The organism is Streptomyces rimosus subsp. rimosus (assembly GCF_000720725.1).
GTDB lineage: Bacteria > Actinomycetota > Actinomycetes > Streptomycetales > Streptomycetaceae > Streptomyces > Streptomyces rimosus_A.
In genome coordinates this window covers 31,870-52,851 of the sequence record NZ_JOCQ01000042.1, presented here as the reverse complement: position 1 = coordinate 52,851, position 20,982 = coordinate 31,870, and the positions used below count along the sequence as shown (strand labels likewise).

At 73.7% G+C, this 20,982-nt stretch carries 17 protein-coding genes; 6 read left to right on the top strand and 11 right to left on the bottom strand.

Annotated elements, in window-relative coordinates; all coding sequences use genetic code 11:
- Positions 1-355 precede the first annotated feature (355 nt).
- Positions 356-3,385, top strand: a complete 3,030-nt coding sequence (locus IH45_RS0122390; RefSeq protein ID WP_050515073.1) for a non-ribosomal peptide synthetase — start codon at positions 356-358, stop codon at positions 3,383-3,385.
- An 18-nt stretch (positions 3,386-3,403) separates the two neighbouring features.
- On the opposite strand, the gene IH45_RS0122385 is transcribed toward IH45_RS0122390, so the two are convergent.
- Positions 3,404-4,465, bottom strand: a complete 1,062-nt coding sequence (locus IH45_RS0122385) for an ATP-dependent DNA ligase (protein ID WP_030671154.1) — start codon at positions 4,463-4,465, stop codon at positions 3,404-3,406.
- 89 nt (positions 4,466-4,554) lie between these two features.
- Between IH45_RS0122385 and ligD the strand changes: the two genes are divergently transcribed.
- Positions 4,555-5,559 (top strand): non-homologous end-joining DNA ligase, encoded by a 1,005-nt coding sequence (gene ligD / locus IH45_RS0122380; protein ID WP_030671151.1) that lies wholly within the window; start codon positions 4,555-4,557, stop codon positions 5,557-5,559.
- Between the two features lie 75 nt (positions 5,560-5,634).
- On the opposite strand, the gene IH45_RS0122375 is transcribed toward ligD, so the two are convergent.
- Together IH45_RS0122375 and IH45_RS0122370 are read right to left on the bottom strand one after the other, a co-directional pair.
- Positions 5,635-6,363, bottom strand: coding sequence for a hypothetical protein (locus IH45_RS0122375; RefSeq protein ID WP_030671148.1), 729 nt, complete (start codon positions 6,361-6,363; stop codon positions 5,635-5,637).
- Entirely contained in the window at positions 6,363-6,926 is a 564-nt protein-coding gene (locus IH45_RS0122370) for a SigE family RNA polymerase sigma factor (RefSeq protein ID WP_050515077.1), read from the bottom strand. The genes IH45_RS0122375 and IH45_RS0122370 overlap by 1 nt, the downstream gene beginning before the upstream one ends.
- A 291-nt stretch (positions 6,927-7,217) precedes the next feature.
- On the opposite strand from IH45_RS0122370, the gene IH45_RS0122365 reads away from it, so the two are divergent.
- Complete coding sequence (locus tag IH45_RS0122365) at positions 7,218-8,027, top strand: GH12 family glycosyl hydrolase domain-containing protein (RefSeq protein WP_050515072.1); 810 nt, start codon at positions 7,218-7,220, stop codon at positions 8,025-8,027.
- A 134-nt stretch (positions 8,028-8,161) separates the two neighbouring features.
- Positions 8,162-9,091, top strand: coding sequence for a Vgb family protein (locus IH45_RS0122360; protein ID WP_030671139.1), 930 nt, complete (start codon positions 8,162-8,164; stop codon positions 9,089-9,091).
- Between the two features lie 4 nt (positions 9,092-9,095).
- Here IH45_RS0122360 and IH45_RS0122355 read toward each other — a convergent pair whose 3' ends face one another.
- From IH45_RS0122355 to IH45_RS0122345, 3 genes are all read right to left on the bottom strand, one after another.
- Positions 9,096-9,824 carry an HAD family hydrolase gene (locus IH45_RS0122355; RefSeq protein ID WP_078897715.1) on the bottom strand — a complete coding sequence of 243 codons (729 nt, stop codon included), beginning with the start codon at positions 9,822-9,824 and terminating at the stop codon, positions 9,096-9,098.
- A gap of 24 nt (positions 9,825-9,848) precedes the next feature.
- On the bottom strand, positions 9,849-10,328 hold the full coding sequence (locus IH45_RS0122350) for an Lrp/AsnC family transcriptional regulator (RefSeq protein ID WP_030671133.1): 480 nt from the start codon (positions 10,326-10,328) through the stop codon (positions 9,849-9,851).
- 185 nt (positions 10,329-10,513) lie between these two features.
- Entirely contained in the window at positions 10,514-11,806 is a 1,293-nt protein-coding gene (locus IH45_RS0122345) for a YeeE/YedE family protein (RefSeq protein ID WP_030671130.1), read from the bottom strand.
- A gap of 723 nt (positions 11,807-12,529) precedes the next feature.
- Between IH45_RS0122345 and IH45_RS0122340 the strand changes: the two genes are divergently transcribed.
- The gene (locus tag IH45_RS0122340) at positions 12,530-14,041 is read left to right on the top strand and encodes an FUSC family protein (RefSeq protein ID WP_030671127.1); all 1,512 of its coding nucleotides are present in this window, start codon (positions 12,530-12,532) and stop codon (positions 14,039-14,041) included.
- A gap of 105 nt (positions 14,042-14,146) precedes the next feature.
- Entirely contained in the window at positions 14,147-15,250 is a 1,104-nt protein-coding gene (locus IH45_RS0122335) for a lactonase family protein (protein ID WP_030671125.1), read from the top strand.
- A 170-nt stretch (positions 15,251-15,420) separates the two neighbouring features.
- On the opposite strand, the gene IH45_RS0122330 is transcribed toward IH45_RS0122335, so the two are convergent.
- From IH45_RS0122330 to IH45_RS0122310, 5 genes are all read right to left on the bottom strand, one after another.
- On the bottom strand, positions 15,421-16,380 hold the full coding sequence (locus IH45_RS0122330) for a sirohydrochlorin chelatase (protein ID WP_394298696.1): 960 nt from the start codon (positions 16,378-16,380) through the stop codon (positions 15,421-15,423).
- Positions 16,381-16,899: 519 nt separating this feature from the next.
- Entirely contained in the window at positions 16,900-17,910 is a 1,011-nt protein-coding gene (locus tag IH45_RS0122325) for an N-acetylglucosamine kinase (protein ID WP_050515071.1), read from the bottom strand.
- Positions 17,903-18,958, bottom strand: coding sequence for a phospholipid scramblase-related protein (locus IH45_RS0122320; protein ID WP_030671117.1), 1,056 nt, complete (start codon positions 18,956-18,958; stop codon positions 17,903-17,905). Before IH45_RS0122320 ends, IH45_RS0122325 begins: the two co-directional genes overlap by 8 nt.
- Positions 18,959-18,980: 22 nt before the next feature.
- Positions 18,981-19,658 (bottom strand): uracil-DNA glycosylase, encoded by a 678-nt coding sequence (locus IH45_RS0122315; protein WP_030643139.1) that lies wholly within the window; start codon positions 19,656-19,658, stop codon positions 18,981-18,983.
- Positions 19,659-19,778: 120 nt separating this feature from the next.
- The gene (locus IH45_RS0122310) at positions 19,779-20,876 is read right to left on the bottom strand and encodes a WD40/YVTN/BNR-like repeat-containing protein (RefSeq protein WP_030671114.1); all 1,098 of its coding nucleotides are present in this window, start codon (positions 20,874-20,876) and stop codon (positions 19,779-19,781) included.
- Positions 20,877-20,982: the final 106 nt, after the last annotated feature.

Sequence of the window (20,982 nt, the reverse complement as noted above, 5' to 3'; positions counted from 1 at the left end):
CCGCCGGTCGGGCGGCCCCGTGCACACGGAGCCCGAATCGGGTGCCGTGCTGGACGCTTTGTGACCCCGAGATGATCGAACAGTGCTGCGGAGTGTGTCAATGGTCGTATGTTCCGTGTTTGACCGGTCCGCCGGGGCGTTCCACGACGGCCCGGAAGCGCGAACGGCCGTGTGGGACGGCCTGAGTGGCGCCTCGGGCGACCGTGTCCCGGCGCCCGGCAAACTCGCCGGAAATCTTTCGGGAAGCGATGAAGTTCGCACAGAAAGTTGCATATCCCAGCTGCAGTGAGGCAGATTGAGAGCGCTTCCATCGGCGGGGACCACCCTCGGCCGCAGCGCTGAAGAAAGCTGTTCGATGTCCGACGCACCAGCACGTCCGCGCTCCCCGATCCAGGCCCGGCCGCAGGCGCGTCCCGCCTCGGCCGCCCAGAGCGGGATCTGGTTCAACGAGCAGCTCGACGACTGCGGGGCCGTGCACCACGTGCCCTTCACCCTGCACTTCGACGGCGCGCTCGACACCGCCGCGCTGCGCCGCGCCTGCGACGCCGTACTGCGCAGGCACCCGGACCTCACCAGCGCCGTCGAGAACCGGGACGGCGCCCCCTACCTCGTCCCGGCGTCCGTACGGCCCGAGTTGACGACCGAGCGGGCCGACGCCGAGGCCACCCGGCAGCACATCACGGCGCCGTTCGACCTCGCCGAGGGGCCGCTGTGCCGCCTGGTGCTCCAGATCATCGGCCCCCGTGAACACCGGCTGCTGGTCGTCGCCCACCACCTCGTCTTCGACGGGCACTCGATGGAGTTGTTCGCGGCCGACCTCGCGGCGCTCTACGGGGCGGAGGCCGGCCACGGCACCCCCGTACCGCCGGAGCCCGCGCCCGCCGAGCCGATCGGCGCGGAGGACGCGCGGATCGCCGCCAAGCTGCCTGCAGCGCGCGATTATTGGGCACGGCACCCGCTCGGCGACGGCGACGTGGTGCTCCCCGGCCTGGAGCGCCCCGCCCACGGAGCGGCGCCCGGCGCATCCGCCGCATTCCGCCTCCCCGAAGACCTGCGGTCCCGGCTCGCGCCGCTCGCGGAACGCCTGGGGATCACGCGCTTCGAGCTGATCGTCGCATCCCTGCACGCCCTCCTGTACCGCTACGGCAACGGCGCGCCGGTCACTGCCCTGGACCTCGGCACCCGTACGCCGGAGCAGCAGACCCACATCGGCGTGCACGTCAACGAACTGCCCTTCACCACCGCGCCGGAGCCCGGCCTGACGTTCGCGGAGTTCGCCCGCGCCACCCGGGCCGGGCTGCGCGAGCTGTACCGGGTGCGCGACGTACCGCTCGGCCGCGCCGGCACGGGCGTGAAGCCGGCGGTCGCCCTCGCGCCGGTCTCGCTCACGTACCGGCGCCCGGGGCCCGCGCCGGACTTCCCCGGGCTCACCGTGTCGGCGGACTGGACGCCCTCCAACCACACCGCCCGCAACGCCCTGCGTATCGAACTGGTCGACGGGCCGGACGCGTTCCACGTACTGCTCCAGTACCCGCCGCAGTCCATCGCCCGCGAGCACGCGGAGAGCCTGGCGCGGCACTGGCTGACCCTCCTCGGCCACACGGCCACCGATCCGGACACGCCGCTGGCCGGGCTGCCCCTCCTCGACACCGGCGAACGCGACCGGGTGCTGGCCCGCCTCAACGACACGGCCGTGGCGTACCCGGCACGGACCGTCCCCGAGCTGATCGCGGAACAGGCGGCCCGGCAGCCCGACGCCGTCGCCGTCGTCCACGCCGACCGCCGCCTGACGTACGCGGAGCTGGACGCCGGCGCGGAACGCCTCGCCGCTCGTCTGCGCGCCAAGGGCATCGGCGCGGGAGCGCTCGTCGCCGTACGGGCGAGCCGCTCCGAGCGCCTCCTGATCGGCCTCCTCGGCGTCCTCAAGGCCGGTGCGGCCTACATCCCCCTCGACGCGGAGTACCCGCCCGAGCGCATCGAGTTCGTCCTCGCGGACGCCGACGCCGCGCACGAACTGGGCGACGCCGACCTGTCGGCCGAAGCCGTCGTGGCCGACGGCGAGCCGCTGTCTGCCGACACGCCGCTCCCGTCACCCGCCCCCGCCGACCTCGCCTACGTCATCTACACCTCCGGCTCGACCGGCCGCCCCAAGGGTGTACAGATCGAGCACCGGTCCCTGACGAACCTCCTGCTGTCCCTGCGCGACCTGCTCGGCTCCGGCCCCGGCCACCGCTGGCTGGCGCTGACCTCCGTCTCGTTCGACATCTCCGGCCTGGAGCTGTTCCTGCCGCTGGTCACCGGCGGCACGGTGGTCGTGGCGGGCGCGGGCGACACGCGCGACGGCGCGGCACTGGCGGACCTGATCGCCCGCCACGGCATCACCCACGTCCAGGCCACGCCGACCGGCTGGGCGATGCTCCTGGACAACGGTTTCGACGCGCCCGCCGTGACCGCGCTCGCCGGCGGCGAGGCCCTGCCCCCGACGCTCGCGCGGCGGCTGCGCCCGAGGGTCGGCCGGCTCCTGAACGTTTACGGACCGACCGAGACCACCATCTGGTCAACATACGACGAGATCGACACCGAAACGGACGAGGTGACGATCGGTCGTCCCCTGGCCAACACCCGGGTGTACGTGCTCGACGAGTGCCTGGAGCCGGTACCGGCCGGTCTGCCCGGTGACCTCTACATCGCCGGGGCGGGCCTCGCGCGCGGCTACGTCGGCCGCCCCGAGCTGGACAGTGAACGCTTCCTGCCCGACCCGTTCGGCCCGCCCGGCAGCCGGATGTACCGGACCGGCGACCGGGCGCGCCGGCGCGCCGACGGCCGCCTGGACTTCCTCGGCCGGACCGACGACCAGATCAAGCTCCGGGGCTACCGGATCGAACTGGGCGAGATCGAGTCCCGGCTGCTCGCGCTGGAGGGCGTGGACCGGGCAGCCGCCGCCGTACGGGACGGCCGTTTGATCGGCTACTACGCAGGCGCCGCGGATGCGGGCCGGCTGCGCCGCGATCTGGCGCCGGCGCTGCCCCCGTACATGGTCCCGGAAGTCTTCGTGGCCCTCGAAGCCCTGCCCACCACCCCGAACGGCAAGCTGGACCGGCCCGCGCTGCCCGCGCCGCCCGAGGAGACGGCCGCGCAGCCGTCGGCGGCGGACAGTCCCCTGGAAGCCGTCCGCGACATCTGGCGCGAGGTCCTCGGCCTCCCCGAACTCACCGACACCGACGACATCTTCGACCTCGGCGGCCACTCGATCACCATGACCCAGATATCGACCCGGATACTCGACCGGCTCGGCGTGGAGGTCCCGCTGTCGGCGTATTTCGACGCGCCGACGGTGGAGGGGATCGCGGCCGTGGTGGCCGAGTTGCAGGAAGAGTTCGCGTAGCGCAGGACAGAGCCAGGATCAGGCCCCCAGCACCTCGGACAGGTCATAACGCACCGGCTCCTCCAACTGCGCGTACGTGCACTGTTCCGGCTCGCGGTCGGGGCGCCAGCGGCGGAACTGGGCGGTGTGGCGGAAGCGGTCGCCCTGCATGTGGTCGTAGGCGACCTCCAGTACGCGTTCCGGGCGCAGTGGAATCCAGGAGAGGTCCTTCTTCCCGGCCCACCTGCTGGGGCCGCCGGGCAGCCGTCCCGACGCCTGCGCCTCCTCGCTGGTCCACTCCTCCCACGGGTGGCCCGCTACGGACTCCATCCGCAGCGGCTCCAGCTCCTCCATCAGCTCCTCGCGACGGCGCATGGGGAAGGACGAGCAGACGCCGACGTGCTGGAGCCGGCCGTCCGCGTCGTACAGGCCCAGCAGCAGGGACCCGACGACCGGCCCGCTCTTGTGGTGGCGCAGGCCCGCCACCACGCAGTCGGCGGTCCGCTCGTGCTTCGTCTTGACCATGACCCGCTGTCCCGGCCGGTACGGCATGCCGGGCGGCTTCGCCACGATGCCGTCCAGCCCGGCGCCCTCGAACTGCTCGAACCACTCGCGCGCCACGTCCAGGCCGTCGGTGACCGGCGCGATGAAGACCGGGTCGGCGGCGTCCCGCAGCGCCGTCGTCAGGGCCTCGCGGCGGTCCCGCTGCGCCGTGGCCATCAGCGACTCGTCGCCCAGGGCCAGCAGGTCGAACGCCACGAAGGAGGCCGAGGTGACCTCCGCCAGGTGGCGCACCCTGGAATCGGCCGGGTGGATGCGCTCCAGCAGGGCGTCGAAGTCCAGGCGCCCCTCCCGAGCGATGACGATCTCCCCGTCCAGTACGCAGCGCGCGGGGATCTCCGTACACAGGGCCTGGACCAGCTCGGGGAAGTACCGGGTGAGCGGCTTGCCCGACCGGCTGCCCAGCTCGACCTCGTCCCCGTCGCGGAAGACGATGGCCCGGAAGCCGTCCCACTTGGCCTCGTACTGTATGCCGGGCGGAATGTCCGGGGCGGCCTTCGCCAGCATCGGCTCCACCGGGGGCATCACGGGAAGGTCCATGAGGGCGATTGTGCGATGGCGCGCGCGGGCGGCCGGTGGTACGCGCCCGCCGACGGGCGGGGGGTGCCCGTACGGCCTAGCTTGGGTGCATGGCAGAGTCGCTGGAGCTGAGTGCGGGCGGGCGGACGGTGCGGGTGTCGCATCCGGACAAGGTCTATTTTCCTCGGCGCGGCTTCACCAAGGCCGATGTCGTCCGCTACTACCTGAGCGTCGGTGACGGCATCCTGCGCGCGCTGAAGGACCGGCCCACCACTCTGGAGCGCTACCCCGACGGAGTGGAGGGTGAATCGTTTTTTCAGAAGCGGGCGCCGAAGAACCTCCCCGACTGGATCCCCACCGGCCGCATCTCCTTCCCCAGCGGCCGGTACGCCGACGAGATCTGCCCCACCGAGCCCGCCGCCGTCCTGTGGGCGGCCAACCTCGGCTGTCTGACCTTCCACCCCTGGCCGGTCCGCCGGGGCGACCCCGAGCACCCGGACGAACTGCGCATCGACCTCGACCCGCAGCCGGGCACGGGCTACGCGGACGCGGTACGGGCCGCCCTCGCCCTGCGCGACGTCCTCGACGGCCTCGGCCTCACCGGCCGGCCCAAGACCTCCGGCGGACGCGGCCTGCACGTCTTCGTCCCCATCGCGCCCGACTGGACCTTCACCCAGGTCCGGCGCTCGGCGATCGCGGTGGCCCGGGAGCTGGAACGGCGCGACCCCGAACGGATCACCACCTCCTGGTGGAAGGAGGAGCGCGGCGCCCGGATCTTCGTGGACTACAACCAGACGGCCCGGGACCGCACCATCGCCAGCGCCTATTCCGTACGGCCCTTTCCGCACGCGCCGGTGTCCGCGCCGCTGCGCTGGGAGGAACTGCCCGACGCCGTACCGGAGGACTTCGACCTCGCGACCATGCCGGCCCGCTTCGCCGAGCTGGGCGACCTGCACGCCGATATGGACGCCCATCCGTGCCGCCTGGAGGCCGCGCTCGAACTCGCCGACCGCGACGAGCGCGAGCACGGGCTGCGGGACCTGCCGTACCCGCCGGAGCACCCGAAGATGAAGGGCGAGCCGAAGCGGGTGCAGCCGAGCCGCGCGAAGAAGTGAGGCGCGGCCCGGCTTCCACGGCGGCCCGGTTCCCACAACGGCCCGTCGGAAGGCCGCCTGTCAGAAGACCCCCTGTCAGAAGACCCCCTGTACGCGCCAGGGCCCGCCCGGCCCCTCCGCCGTCGCCGTGTACACATCGTCCTTGGCGTCGCGCCCGCCCTCCGCGTGGTTGTACTGGCCCGCGAAGACATGCCGCCCGGCGGGCACCGTCCGCCCCGCCTTCAGGGTCCACCGGTAGACGAGCACGCCGTCGCGCTCGCCCACGGACACCGTGAAGTCGGCGGGGGGCAGCGTGCTCCAGTGCCCCGTGTCGTGCACGCCGCCGGTCTGGGCGATCCGCAGTTCCACGGTGAGCGCGGTCAGCGGACGCTTCGTCTGGACCGTGACGTTGCTCTGCGCCCAGTAGGCGTTGCTGTGCGGGTCCACGGAGCCGTCCGACCAGAGCGGGCCGCTTTCGGGGCGGGGCACGCCGCCGCCCGGGGCGGACGGCGCGGGGGGCGAGGCCGGCCGCTGTTCTCCCGGCCCGGCCGGGGGCACCGGGAGGGTGGTCACCTTCCCCGGTGGCTCCGGGATCCGTACGGCCGTCGCCACCGCGTAGCCACCGGCCACGAGCGCCCCCACCGCCGCGGCGGCCGCGAGGGCGATCCGCGGCCACGGGCGGGCCCGCGCCGGGCGGCGCCGCTCCGTACCGGTGTCGGGGGAGTCCGCCATGCCGCGCTCCACCCGCGCCAGCATCCGGGCACGGTCCGGTTCGTGCGCCCGCGCCGCCTCGCGCAGCCGTTCGCGCAGGTTCTCGTCCGCCATCACTTCCCCCTCCCGGAGAGGTCGTCCGCGGCGCCCATCCCCAGGTGCCGCTGCAGCTCCGCCATGCCCCGGGAGGTCTGGCTCTTCACCGTACCGACGGAGATGCCCAGGGCCAGGGCGGTGTCCCGCTCCGACAGGTCGAACGCGTGCCGCAGGACGACGCACGCGCGCTTGCGGAACGGCAGCCGTTCCAGCGCCTGGCGGACGTCCACGACCGCGGCCACATCGGGCCCGTCCGCGCGCTCGGAGCGCTGGGACCAGAACAGGGCGATCCGGCGCCGCTCACGCACGGTGCTGCGGATCCGGCCGCGGGCCATGTTGGCGACCACGCCGCGGGCGTACGCCACCGGGTGTTCCGCGCCGCGCACCCGGTCCCACCGGTGCCACAGGGCGAGCAGCGCGTCCGCCGCGAGGTCGTCGGCGGCGTCCGCCTCACCGGTGAGCAGGTGGGCCAGACGGGCCAGTTCGGCGTGATGGCGTTCGAAGAAGGCGTGGAACTCGGCCGACGCGTCACCGGTGGCGGGGGCGGGTCCGGTGGCGGCGGCGCTGCGCGAGGTGTTCATGCTCATCGGAAGGGTGGACGGGCTCATGCCTGCCATTCCGTCTGCGGCAGCAGTGGCCGGTGACCGGGGCGGGGGAGAAGGGTGGGCACGGGGCGGGCTTCCTTGATCGGGAACACTCTGTCAGCCCCTCAGTTGCCGCCGGTCCCGGAAAGGTTGCCGGGGGATGCGGATTTCTGCGGACGAGCCGGCCGTCGGCGCTCGTCGACGGCACACCGTACGGCCGTACGGGCAACCCTTTGCGGGGCGGCGGCAACCAGGGAGCACTGACCCGACCGAAAGGCAGGCCGTCCCATGGCAGCACCTGGCCGTCACCGCTCGTCCCGCAAGCGCTTCCTCATCGCGTTGCTCGCCGCCGCCACACTCGGCGGCGGAACCCTCTTCGCGCTCGACACCGACAACCACCCCGCACGGGCGGCGGACGGCTGCGCGCCGAACGAGTCCACGCCGATGGGCAAGTACTGGCTCAACAACAACACCTGGGGAGCGGGCAGCGGCTCCGGCTGGACCTGCACCTGGGCCACGTACCAGTCCGGGAACACCATCGGCTGGGGGACCAACCACGACTGGACCGGCGCCCCGGAGTCGGTGAAGTCGTACGCGAGCAGCGTCCTGGGCTGGCACTGGGGCTGGAAGTCCCAGGCCACCGGACTGCCCGTGCGGGTGTCCGCGAAGACCCCGGTCCGCGCGAAGTGGTCGTACAAGGTGAAGGAGACCAGGCCGGGCGCGTACAACGTCGCGTACGACCTGTGGCTGCACGACCGGCCGGACACGGACTGGCAGAGCCGCCCCAAGCACGAGGTCATGGTGTGGCTCGCCAAGGGCGGCGGCGCCGCGCCCCTGGGCACCCGGCAGCAGCGGGTGAAGATCGCCGGTGCCGCCTGGGACCTGTACATCGGCCGGACCGACTGGAACGTGTACTCCTTCGTCCGCGTCGGCAACACCACGGCCTCCGACCTCGACCTGAACGACTTCCTCCAGGCACTCGTCCGGCGGGGCGCGGTGGCGCCGGACGACTACCTCAGCGGGGTGGAGGCCGGTACGGAAGCCTTCACGGGGAAGGCGCAGCTGGACACCACCGCGTATGAGGTGAAGGTCGGCTGACACCGTAGGCGCTGACGGGACGTCGGTTGCGGGGCTTCGCCGGAGGTGCGGCGGAGTCTTGCCCGCGGGGCCTGGGTACCGTACGGGAACCACCCGGCCCCGCCGTACCCATTCGTGCCGAAAGGATCCCGCACATGCCGTCCCGCCCAGAGGTGACCTTGCAGGAGTTCGTCGTGGCCGGTCCGGAGGCGGGCCCGTACGCGCTGACCGCCGGGCCGGACGGCGCGCTGTGGTGCACGCTCGTGCACCAGGGGCGGGTCGCGCGGGTGACCACGGCGGGGGATGTGACCAGCTACCCCCTGCACACCGCCACCGGCGGGCCCACGATGATCGCCACGGGGACGGACGGCGCGCTGTGGTGCACCGAGTTCAAGGAGCACCGCGTCACCCGCCTCGTGCCCGGCGGCACCGCCGGGGGCGGCGCGAAGGTGGAGTCCTTCACCCTGCCGACCCCGGATGCCGGGCCCCTCGGCATCGCCGCGGGCCCGGACGGCGCCGTCTGGTTCACCGAATCCGCCGCCGACCGCATCGGCCGCATCACGCCGGACGGCACGGTCACCGAGTACCCGCTGCCGGTACGCGGCGCCTTCGCCTCGGTGATCGCGACGGGTCCGGACGGCGCCCTGTGGTTCACCGCCAACCAGGCCAACGCCATCGGCCGTATTGCCCCGGACGGCGACACCGTGCTCCACGACCTGCCGACGCCGGGCGCGGGCCCGGTGGGCCTCGCGCCCGGGCCCGACGGCGCCCTGTGGTTCGTGGAGATCGCGGCGGGCCAGGCCGGCCGCATCACCACGGACGGCACGGTCGAGGAGTTCCCGCTGCCGGACCCGTCGTCCCGCCCGCACGCGATCGCCGCGGGCCCGGACGGAGCGCTGTGGTTCACCGAGTGGGGCGCCGGCCGCATCGGCCGCATCACCACCAGCGGACGCATCGACGTGTACGACCTTCCGGACCCTGCGTCCGAGCCGCACGGCATCGCGCTCGGCCCGGACGGCGCGATGTGGGCGGCGCTGGAGACCGGATCGGTGGTGCGGATCGCGGTGGCCACGGAGGGCGCGTAGGCCGTCAGCTCTTCCCCGCTGTGATCCACCGGTAGGCGGCCTCCGCCGTGAACTCCCGTTGGCCGCCCGGGAAGAGCAGCCCGGCGCCGCTGAAGGCCGGGTCCGTCGCCGTCTCCGGTACGTACGGGATCGCGATGCACCGGATGTCCGCCCGGCGCGCGGCCTCGGCGCCGGGCGGCGCGTCCTCCAGCACCACGCACTCCCGCGGCGCGGCGCCCTGCCGGCGCGCCGCCTCCAGGAAGACGTCCGGCGCGGGCTTGCCCTGCCCGACCTCCTCGGCCGAGACGAGCACGGTCAGCTGCGCGTCCAGCCCCGTACTGCCGAGCACCGCCTCGATGGCGTGCCGCGAGGAGCCGGAGGCCACCGCCAGCGGGTGCCCGGCGGCGTGCAGCAGCTCCACGAGCTTCCGCATCTCCGGGAACACCTCGGTGTGCGCCCGCGCCCGTTCCAGATAGGCGCGGTTCTTCTCGGCCAGCAGGTCGTCGAGGGGCGCGTCGACGGCGTACTCCCGCTGGAGCGCCTCCAGCGTCTCGCGGGTGCCGATGCCGATGAAACGGATGTGGTCCTCCCAGGTGAAACCGGTGACGCCGTACCGGGCGAGCGCGCTGCGCGTCGCCTCGAAGTAGTTCGGCTCGCTGTCCACGAGCGTGCCGTCCAGGTCGAAGATCACGGGGGCGGGGGAGCCGGGGCCGGACGCGGCCGGGGCGGGAGAAGCGCTGGTGGAAGTGCTCATGGCCCCAGCATGCCAACAGGGCCCTCAGCGCGGTCCGGCGGTCCCGCCCACGGCTTCGACCAGCGGCAGCATCCGGTGCGGCACCCGTTCGCGCAGGGCCACCTCCGTGCGCGTGCGCACCACGCCCGGCATGCTGATCAACCGTTGGATCACGTCCTCCAGATGCGCCGCGTCGCGTGCGACCACCCGGGTCAGCAGGTCACCCCCGCCGGTCGTGGAGAACGCCTCGATGATCTCGGGCACCTCGGCCAGCGCCTCGGCGATGTCCTCCAGGTGCCCTTGGGTGACCTCGATGTGGACGAAGGCGAGTACGGGGTGGCCGAGCGCGGCGGGCGACAGGCGCGGTCCGTACGCCGTGATTACCCCGTCCCGCTCCAGCCGGTCCAGCCGCGCCTGCACGGTGCCCCGGGCGATGCCGAGGATACGGGCGTACTCCCGCACGCTGGTGCGCGGCTGCTCCAGCAGCAGCCGCAGGATCTTCGCGTCGAGCGTGTCCACGGCCATGGGCCAACGGCCTCCTCAGGGGCGGGGTGGGGTCCGTTGACTGTACCAATGGCCTGGTGGTGGGGGTGTGGGGCGGGCTGTCGGCCCGTTCACGGGGCTTGGTCCCCGTCGCTCACCGCTCGGCTCTCACCGGCTCACCGGCTCACCGCTCACCGGCTCACCCTCACCCCTCACCCCTCTTCTGGTCAGCAGACGCCGTCCCCCGGCTTCGGGTTGGCCAGCCGGAAGACGGGCCGCAGTTTCAGGCCCGCCCAGGTGCCGAGCAGGGCCGTCGCGCCCCAGATCCAGCCGTGCAGGCTGCCGGAGGCGATGCCGGCGAGGTAGGCGCCGATGTTGCAGCCGCCGGCCAGCCGGGCGCCGATGCCCATCAGCACGCCGCCCACGACGGCCGCGACCGCGGTACGCCACGGGGTGCCCCGGTGCAGCGCCCAGGTGCCGCCCAGCGCGGCGGCCACCGCCGCGCCGATCATGATGCCGATGTCCGTGAGGCTCGTCTTGTCGGCCAGCACCGGACCGGACAGCGCGTGCGCGTTCGCCGGCTTCTGCCAGTACGACCAGGTCTCCGGATGCCCGCCGAGCGCGCTCACCAGCTTCGCGCCCCACAGGCTGAACGCGCTGGTCACACCCCACGCGCCGCCGGAGACGAGGAGCACGCCGCCGCCCAGCACCGCCAGCACCACGGCACCGGCCGCCAGCGGCCAGGAACCGCGCAGCACCCGGGCGGCCGTGGACTTCGCCGACGGCACCGGGCCGGTCGGCGGCGGGTTGCGGCGCGCCTGGACCGCCCGGCTGACGACCACGATCACGGCCAGCGCCAGAAGGGTGACGGCCCACGACCCGAACCAGCCGATGTGGTCGGCGAACACCACGGGCTCGTACGCCGGCAGGTCCTTCCACAGATCGAACTGCCAGGCGGCCAGCGTCGAACCGGCGACGAAACCGCCCAGCGTCAGCACGATCGAGGTCTGCCCCGACCCCACGGCGAACAGCGTGCCCGAGGCGCAGGCGCCGCCCAGCTGCATGCCGACGGCGAACACGAACGAGCCGAGGAGCAGCCCGACGCCCAGCGGCCCGCCGGACGGCGCGGGCGCCGAGCCGAACAGCCCGGTGCTTGTGCCGATGACCAGGGCGAACAGCGTCGCCGTTGTACCGAGCAGCAGCGCGTGCGCCCGCAGCCCGGAGCCGTTGCCCACGGCGACGAACTGCCGCCACGCCGAGGTGAACCCGAACCGCGAGTGGAACAGGGCCACTCCCAGCCCGAGCCCGAGCAGCAGCAGGACGCCCGGCTTCGCGCCGTACGAGGCGAAGACGTAACCCGTCAGTGCCGTGGCGATCAGCAGGCCGACGACGAGCGGCACCCGGCGGACCGGCGGCGCCTCGGGGGCCGCCGGGCGGGGCGCGGAGGTGGGGGAGGGGGCGAGCAGGGCCGTGGCCGGGCGGGGGACTTCGACGATCGGATCAGGGGATGCTGTGGTCACAGCGGGCTCCGTGAAGGTGAGCGGGGAGGAAGGAGGGGGCGGCCGGCGGATGTTTCCGGGGTCCCCTGGGCGCACGTCGCCCCGGGAGGGCCCGGGGGGAGCGGAGGGGGATTCACACACGCCGGCGCCGTGCCGTACGGCACGGGCGGGCAGGCCTCAGCGGGCAGGCTTCAGCGGCGACAGAGCCCGTCGTCGACGCACCAGGCCGAGTTCGCGAAGAGCGCGAGACAGAGGAGGCGTGCGGGTGCGGACATGACGACGAGGGTAATGCGTGGCGGATGCACGGGGTCGGGGTGTTCCGCGATGTGGACGTCTGGATGAGACGCGGGGCGGGGTGGGGTTGGGTACGGGCTGGGCGCGGGTGAGGTGCGGGCCGGATGCCGGAGGGGGGTGCCGTCCGGTGCGGGCCGGATGCCGGAGGGCTGGCGCGTCCGGTGCGGGCCGGACGCCGGAGCGGCGGCGCGTCCGGAGCCCGCCGATGCGTACACCGGGCAGTGAGCCGCGCCATTGGCCACCCTCTGGCCCGCGATCATGCATCCCTGCTGGACCAATGGCTCAGTGCTCAAGGAGTCTGTTGAGCCAACGGTAGTGTTGATGTTGTCATAGGCCAGTCGATGGCGCTGCGGATTCCGCGGCGCCTTTTTGATGTGGGAAAGCGGCGCTGCGCGGCGGCGCCGGTCCGCGGCCGGCATACCGAGCTGACTCGACGAGGGGTGGGAAACCGTGGTGAAGAGGGTGTTCATGGCGCCGGACCCGGGGCGGCTGCGGCTGCGCAGCGCCGCCCGGGCCGTGCTGGGCGTCGCCGCGGCGGTGGCCGTGTGCGGCCTCGTCGGGCACTCGCTGGTCGGTGCCGTGGTGGGCGGGCTCGCCGCGCTGCTCGCCCACTTCACCGTGGCGGACACGACGGTCCGCGGCCAGATGGTCTCCACGGCCCTGCTGCCGGTGGTCGGCTTCCCGGTCCTCGCCGCGGCGGCGCTGCTGCACGACCACCCGGTCGTACGGGACGTGGCCTTCCTCGCCATGGTCGGCGTCGGTGTCTACGCCCGCCGGTGGGGACCGCGCGGCAACGCCCTGGGCATCTTCGCGTTCATGTCGTTCTTCGAGGCCCAGTTCCTGCGGACGGTCCCGGAGCAGCTGCCCGAGCTGTACGCGGCCACCGCGCTCTCCCTCCTGGCCTGCTCGGTCGTCCGCTTCGGGCTGTGGTGCTACGAGCGCCGTACGCCCCCGCCCGCCGTACCGGCCCTGTCCGGCGGCAAGGGGCTCGCCCGGGCGACGACCCGCCAGGCGCTCCAGGCGACCGCCGCCGGAGCCTTCGCCCTGCTGGCGGGCCAGCTGCTCTCGCACGAACGCTGGTACTGGGCCGTCGGCGCCACCTGGTGGATCTTCGTCAACACCGCCTCGCGCGGCGAGACCGTGGTCCGCGGCTTCCGCCGGATGCTGGGCACGCTCCTCGGCATCCCCGCCGGTCTGCTGATCGCCGTACCGCTGCACGGCGCCGTGGCCCCCACCGCCGCCCTGATCGCCGTCTGCGTCTTCTCGATCTTCTACGCGTCGCCGGTCTCGTACACCTGGAACATGCTCGCGGTGACCCTGCTCGTCGGCCTGCTGTACGGGCTGCTCGGCGTACTGGACCCCGGCCTGCTCGCGCTGCGCCTCGCGGAGACCGGCGTCGGCGCGCTGAGCGTGATGCTGGCCGTCCTGGTGGTGCTGCCCGTCACGACGCACTCCACGACGGACGCCTGGATCCAGCGCGCCCTGCGCTGTGTGCACCGCTGCACCGCCGAGGCCGCCGCGCGCATCGCCGGCAACGCCACGGCCGACCCTGCCCCGCTCGTCGCCGAGCTGGAGCTGCTGCTGCGCCGCGTACGGCTCTCCCTCTCGCCGCTCGTACACCCGCTGGCCCCGATGCGTGCGCGCAAGGAGCGCGCGCGGCAGGTGCTGGCGCTGCTGGACGACTGCGCGCGCGAGGTACGTGGCCTGACGTCCATCGCCGCCGACCCTGAGGCCTCGCACGACGCCCGCCTCACTGCTGCTTGCCAGCGAGTGGAAGCCGCCGTCGAAGCGCTGACCACGCCCCAGCAGGCCCACGAAGCGGCAGCCGCGAACCCGGCCGCTGCGCCGCACCCGCCCGCCCTGGAGCCGGCCCTCGCCCACCTCCACAGTCTGGAACGAGCCCTGGCGGAACTCGCCGCCCCCCTGCGCAGCCACCCACGCGCCCCGCTGGCCGACGCCTGAGTCCGGGCGAGCTCTCCTGGCGTACCCGGCGGGCTGTTAGCGTCAGCGCGTAGGCGTACGACTCCGTACGACGCGCAGGGCGGACGAAGGGCAGGCGGGGAGCCGATGGGCACGACAGGCAGCGGACGGCGGGCGTACATCGGGTCGTTCACGTCGGCGGGCGGGCGCGGGATCGTCACCGCGGCGGTCGACGTCGAATCGGGCGCCCTGACCCCGCTGCACGCCACGGACGAGGTCGGCAACCCCAGCTACCTCGTCCCCGCGCCCGACGGACGCCACCTGTACGCGGTGAGCGAGACGTCCGGCGGCGCGGCCGCCGCCTTCGCGCTCACGGAGCACGGGCCGCGGCCGCTCGGCGCGCCCGTGCCGGTGCGCGGCGCCGACCCCACGCACCTCGCCCTCTGGGCCGGGCATCTGCTCACGGCCAACTACAGCTCCGGCAGCGTCAGCGCGCTGCCCGTACAGGCCGATGGGGGCCTGGCCGAGCCGGCCGCCGTGATCCAGCACGAAGGCGGCGGCCCGCACCCCGACCGCCAGGAAGGCCCGCACGCGCACGCCGTGGTGCCCGACCCCACCGGCCGCTGGCTGCTCAGCGTCGACCTGGGCACCGATTCCATACGCATCTGCGAACTTCCGACGGCCGACGGGGGACTCGCCGTACGCCAGGAAGTGCCGCTCCGGGTACGCCACGAAGTGCCGCTCCGGCCGGGCAGCGGGCCCCGGCACCTCGCCTTCCATCCGCGCGGCGGCCATGCGTACGTCATCAACGAGCTGGCCTCCACGGTCACGCCCTGCCGCTGGGACGCCACCACCGGCACCCTCACCCCGCTGACCGAGACGGCGATCCTGCCGCCGGGCGCGAACGGGCACGCCGGCGACGGCGCGGCGGGGGAGGCGGCGGACAACTACCCCTCCGAGCTGGTCGTCTCGCAGGACGGCCGGTTCGCCTGGGCGGCGAACCGGGGGCACGACAGCATCTCGGTCCTCGCCATCGACCCGTCGGGGGAAGGGATCTCCCTGGTCACCACCGTCCCGTGCGGCGGCCACTGGCCCCGCGACCTGGCGCTGCACCCCGGCGGACGGCATCTGTACGCCGCCAACGAGCGCTCGGGCGACGTGACCTGGTTCGCCATCGACACCCGCACCGGAGTGCCGGAACAGGGCGGCTCGATCGAGGTGCCTGCCGCTTCGTGCGTGGTGTTCGTCTGAGGCGGGTGGGCGGCGGGCCCGTACGGAGGGCGTGAGCCCGTACGGATGGCGTGGGCCCGTACGGATGGCGCGCGCCCGATGAGCAGAAGGACCGTCGGCAGGCCGCGGGGCGCCGCCGGTAAGCCGCAGGGCCGCTTCCCGGCGGGGAGCGGCCCTGCGTCATGCGGCGGTCACCGTACGGGCGTGCCCTGGCCCGCCGACTGCAGCTTGATGCCCAGCGCCGACGCGTAGTTCGACAGCACCAGGCGGCCGACCGTGCCGTACGCGCCCAGCGGCTCCGCCGCCGAGCAGCCCGCCTCCGCTGCCGCCGCCCCCACCAGGCCGTCGGCGATCTCGGGGCCGATCAGGTACGGGGCCAGGGCCAGCTGCTGCGAGCCGGAGGAGCGCAGCTCGTCGGCCGTACGGGCGATGGCGCCCTCCTCGTCCAGCGCGGCGGCCAGCACCGGCACGGCCAGGCGCGCGGACAGCAGCATGCCGGTGATCCCGGCGGCCTGCACCGCCTCGTCGCCGCCGACGGTGGCGAGGACGATGCCGTCCGCGGCCGTCGCGACCGTGAACAGGCGGGCGCGGTCGGCACGGGCCAGACCGGCCTCGGAGAGGCGTACGTGCAGGGCCTCGGCGAGCAGCGGGTGCGGGCCGAGCACATCGGTCAGCTCGGCGGCCGAACCGCTGTTCATGATCGCCTGGCGTATGCGGCGGAGCAGCGCGCTGTCCGGCCCGGCCAGCAGCGGGACGACCACCGCGGGCGGACCCTGCTGCTCGGGCTGCGCACCGTCGCCGGTACGGGCCTTGTGCTCGGCGGCGGCCTGCGCGAGCACGGCCTCCAGCGCGGGGAACTCCTCGTCGCCGCCGTCCACGTAGCCGACCCGGGCGTCGAGGCCGGGCAGCTCGGAACGCGCGATGCTGGTCACCTCGGCCGCCAGGCCGCGCGCGGCGGCGGAGGGGGCGCCGGGTACGGCGAGGACCAGGGCGGGCGCGCCCTCGGGCGCGACGACGGGCTCCGGTCGGCGGTGCCGACCGGGCTGCCGGGGACGCGGCATTCGTACAGGCAGGCCGGGTGCGGCGCCCGGGCTCGGAGAAACTTCGTCAAAGCGGGGCGAGCCGGGTGCGGGCCCAGTGGGGGAACTCATGGCGTCGCATGCTAACGCCTCATAGGTCCCCCGCGTGGCGGGAGGGCTCGGTCGGGAGGTATCCGTCCCGAATTGTCCCGCGCGGCGTATGGCCAGGTCAGAGCCCGGATGGGCGGACGAGCGGCACCATGCCGGACGGCTCGGTACGGGGTGTTCCGCACCGCCCGCACGCCTGCCCGCGCGCCCGCGCCTTCGATGGTGCTCCGCGCCCCTTGAGTGCGCCTTGCGCGGGCCCGGGTAGGTGTGATGTCGCCGTCGCACGTGGCGGCAGGGGAGCGCGTCGAGGTATCGGGCGAAACGTGACGGTTTCGGGATACGCGAGGACTTCGAGATGCGCGAGGACTCGGAATGCGTGACGGCTACGGAATGCGCGCAGGCTTCGGGATACGTGACGACTTCGGGATTTATGGGGCTTGGAGGGCTGGAGGGCGTCATTGCCGATATGTCTCGGATGTCGCGGCGCCCGTCTCACCGGGCGAACACCCTGCCCACGTACTGGACCGGGCCGCACCTGTGCACCTATCCCGTAACCCGCAGCAACTTCTCATCCCTGGGCAGCCGCAACGCGTCCGTCGCCAGCGCCGCTGCGACGCGCAGCGCACCGTCCAGGGGATCGCCCGCCGCTCGGACGCGCCGGGCGTGCGGCAGCAGCTCGGCGAACGCGGTGCGCAGTGGCGCCAGCAGGGGCTCGCCCAGGTGCAGCAGGCCGCCGGTGAAGGCCACCGCGCTGCCCGCCGCCGGGGGACAGGCCGCCGCTGCCGCTTCCACCAGGTGGCGCGCCGCCTCGTTCAGGATGGCCGACGCCACGGTGTCGTGTCCGGCGCAGGCGGCGACCTCGGGCGCGAAGGACGCCAGGACGGCGGGCCGGTCGGTGCGCGGATAGAGCGCCCCGGGCAGCTCCGCCGCCGGGCCGAACACCGCTTCCATCCGGGCCAGCAGCGCGGCCGAGCCACCCGCCCGCCCGTCGTGGGCGCGCAGCGCGGCCTCCAGCCCGGCCCGGCCGATCCAGGCGCCGCTGCCGCAGTCGCCCAGCAGGTGGCCCCAGCCGTCGGCGCGGCGCCAGCCGCCCGCCGGCGTGAGGTCGGTGCCCATCGCGATGACGCCGGTACCGGCGGCGACGACGGCGCCCGGCGCCTGGCCGAGCGCCCCGGCGTACGCGGTCACCGCATCGGCGGCCAGCGCCAGGCGCCGTACACCGAACGCCTCGGCCAGCGCCGCGGGCAGCTCGGCGCGCAGGTCGTCGCCGAGCGACGCCATGCCGGACGCCCCGACGCACACCGCGTCCAGCTGCCGGGCACCGGTGTCCCGCATCAGGTCCTGGGCCGCGGGCACCAGCTGTTTGAGCAGCTGGTGGGCGTCCATGCCCCTCGGACCGGTGCCGATGGGCTCCTGAGAGGTGTACGAGGCGAGCGGCCGCGCGTCCCCCTCGTCCGCGCGGGCCACGGCGATCCGCAGGCCGGAGCCGCCCGAGTCCACGCCGAGAACATGGCCGGACACCGGGCCCGCCGCACCGCCCCGTGGCTCAGCCAAGCCCGCGCGCGTCCTGTTTGAGGGCCGTGTCCACGGTCAGGGCCGTGGCGACGACCAGGCTCCGCAGCGGTTCGGGGAGCTGGACGTGGATCTGCAGGACGTAGTTGTCCGCGGTGGTGAACATCGTCTTGGCCAGGCCCTCCCAGGTCTTGGTGATCCGGGCGACCTCGGAGTCGGTGTGGTCGACGATCGCGAAGTTCCAGGCGCGCCAGTTCTCCGCCTTGATGGCGCCGATCTGCTGTCCGCCCGCCATCATCGCGAAGTTGATCTTCCCGATGGCGTTCTGCTGCACGATCTCGCCGACCGGCTGCCCGTCGGGCCGCTCCACCAGCACCTTCGACTTGATGAACTTCGCCGGGCGGGTGAGCACCAGCTGCGGCTGCCCGTAGGCGTCCCGGATCTCCAGCCGGTGGGTCATGTACTGGTCGAGGCTGGAGACGATCCGCAGCACCTTCTTCGCGGTGCTCTGGCCGACCTGGACGACCGTGCCGAGCGTGTTGCCGTGCTGGTCGAAGACGCTGTACTCGTTCGTCACCTCGATCAGCTTGGCCTTCTGGTTCACCACCAGGACCGGTTCGGTGAACAGCGTCCCGCCGCCCTGGGCGGTGGGGGCGACACCGGCCTGCTGCTGGACCTGGTACTGCACCGCGCCGGGGGCGCCGCCCGGCTGCCCGTACCCGGGCTGAGCGCCCGCCATCGGCTGTCCGGCCGGCGCCTGCTGTCCCACCGCCACCGGCTGTGCCGCCTGCGGCGCGTACTGCTGCGGCATCGGCTGCCCGGGGCCCTGCTGTCCGTACCCCTGCTGCCCGTACGGCTGCCCGCCCTGCTGCGCCTGCTGCGGCACCTGCTGCGCCTGAGCCGCGTGCGCCGGTACGGGGACCTGGGCCGGTGCCTGCTGGGCGGCCTGCCCCTGGTTCTGCGCCGGAGCCTGGGCCTGCTGCCCCGGGTGCGTGTGCTCGGTCCACCGGGAGCCGTCCCACCAGCGCAGCTGGTCGGGCGTGCCCTGCGGGTCGGCGTACCAGCCCGCAGGGATGTTCGCGTTCGTCATGCGGGCACACTATCCCGCAGCCTCAGGGCAGTCTCCAGTCCACCGGCTGTGCCCCCTGCCGCACCAGCAGGTCGTTGGTCCGGCTGAACGGGCGCGAGCCGAAGAAGCCCCGGTCGGCCGACATGGGGGAGGGGTGCGAGGACTCCACCGCCGGCAGGTTGCCGAGCAGCGGGCGCAGGTTGCGCGCGTCGCGGCCCCACAGCACGGACACCATCGGGCGGCCGCGGGCGACCAGCGCCCGGATGGCCTGCTCCGTGACCTCCTCCCAGCCCTTGCCCCGGTGCGCCGCCGGCTTGCGCGGCGCCGTCGTCAGGGCCCGGTTGAGCAACAGCACACCCTGCTGCGTCCACGGGGTGAGGTCGCCGTTGGACGGCCGCGGCAGCCCCAGGTCCGAGGCCATCTCACGGTAGATGTTCTCCAGGCTTCCGGGCAGCGGGCGGACGTCCGGCGCGACGGAGAAGCTCAGCCCCACCGCGTGTCCGGGGGTCGGGTAGGGGTCCTGCCCGACGATGAGCACCCGTACGTCGTCGAAGGGCTGTTGGAAGGCGCGCAGCACATTGCTGCCCGCCGGGAGGTAGGTACGTCCCGCGGCGATCTCCGCCCGCAGGAACTCGCCCATCTTGGCGATCTGTCCGGCGACCGGCTCAAGTGCCTTGGCCCAGCCGGGTTCGACGATTTCATGAAGAGGTCGTGCAGCCACGCCGTCACCCTACTGGCCGCAAGGTGATCCACTTCAACCGATGGCCCGATCCCGGCTCAGCGTTCCACCCGCTCACCTCCCTCTTGTACGGTCCCGTACGGTCCGGTCGCCGCGCCCGGGTCACCCGACGGCGGCCGCCCGCACGCACAGCACATCCGGCAGGTGCGAGGCGAGTTGCCGCCAGCTGTCGCCGTCGTCGGCGCTGGCGAAGACCTCTCCGTTGCGGTTGCCGAAATAGACGCCCGCGGGGTCGGAGTCGTCGACGCACAGCGCGTCCCTGAGCACCGTGCCGTAGTGGTCCTCCCGGGGCAGGCCGGCGCTGAGCGGTTCCCAGGTCGCGCCGGCGTCCTCGGTACGGAACACCCGGCACCGGTGCTCCGCGGGGACCCGGTCGATGTCCGCGGTGATGGGGAAGACGTACGCGACGTCCGCCCGGCGCGGGTGAGCCGCCGTCGTGAACCCGAAGTCGGAGGGCAGCCCCCCGCCGATGTCCGTCCACTGCGCGCCCGCGTCGTCGCTCCGGTACACGCCCCAGTGGTTCTGCAGATAGAGCCGGTCGCGGTTGACCGGGTCCTGCGCGATCTTGTGGACGCACTGCCCGAACTCCGGGTCCGGGTCCGGCAGGAACACGGCCTTCACGCCGCTGTTGGACGGGGCCCAGCTCGCGCCGCCGTCCGTCGTGCGGAACACCCCCGCGGCGGACACCGCGACCGTCACCGCGTCCGCGTCCCGCGGGTCCGTGATCACCGTGTGGACCGCGAGCCCGCCACCGCCGGGCACCCACCGCTCGCGGGACGGGTGGTCCCAGAGAGGCCGTACGAGCTCGAACGTCTCGCCGCCGTCCGCCGACCGGAACAGCCCGCCGGGCTCCGTCCCGGCGTACACCACGTCGGGGGCGGCCGGGCCGGCCGGGTGGAGCTGCCACACCCGCTCCAGGGAAGTGCCGGTATCCGGCGGGTATTTGACGGGCGGGCGGGAGGGTTCCTGCCAGGTCTCGCCGAGGTCGTCGGAATGGAAGACCGAGGGGCCCCAGTGCGCGCTGTCCGCTCCGGCCAGCAGCCGGGGTGTCGGACGCCGGGTGTCGATGCCGATCGAATAGACCGCTTGCGCGGCGAAGTGCGGTCCGCTCAGCTCCCAGTCGCCGCGCCGCCGCCGGCCGATGAAGAGCCCTTTGCGTGTGCCCACCGCGAGGAGCACATCTGTGGTGTCGGATGCCATGTCGGAACACCTCCGGGACGCCGTTGTCTCCGATACCGCTCAGTCTGCACCCGACCACTGACAACGGCCCTCCGATGGGCTGTCCACGCAGGTCAGACCCACTTTC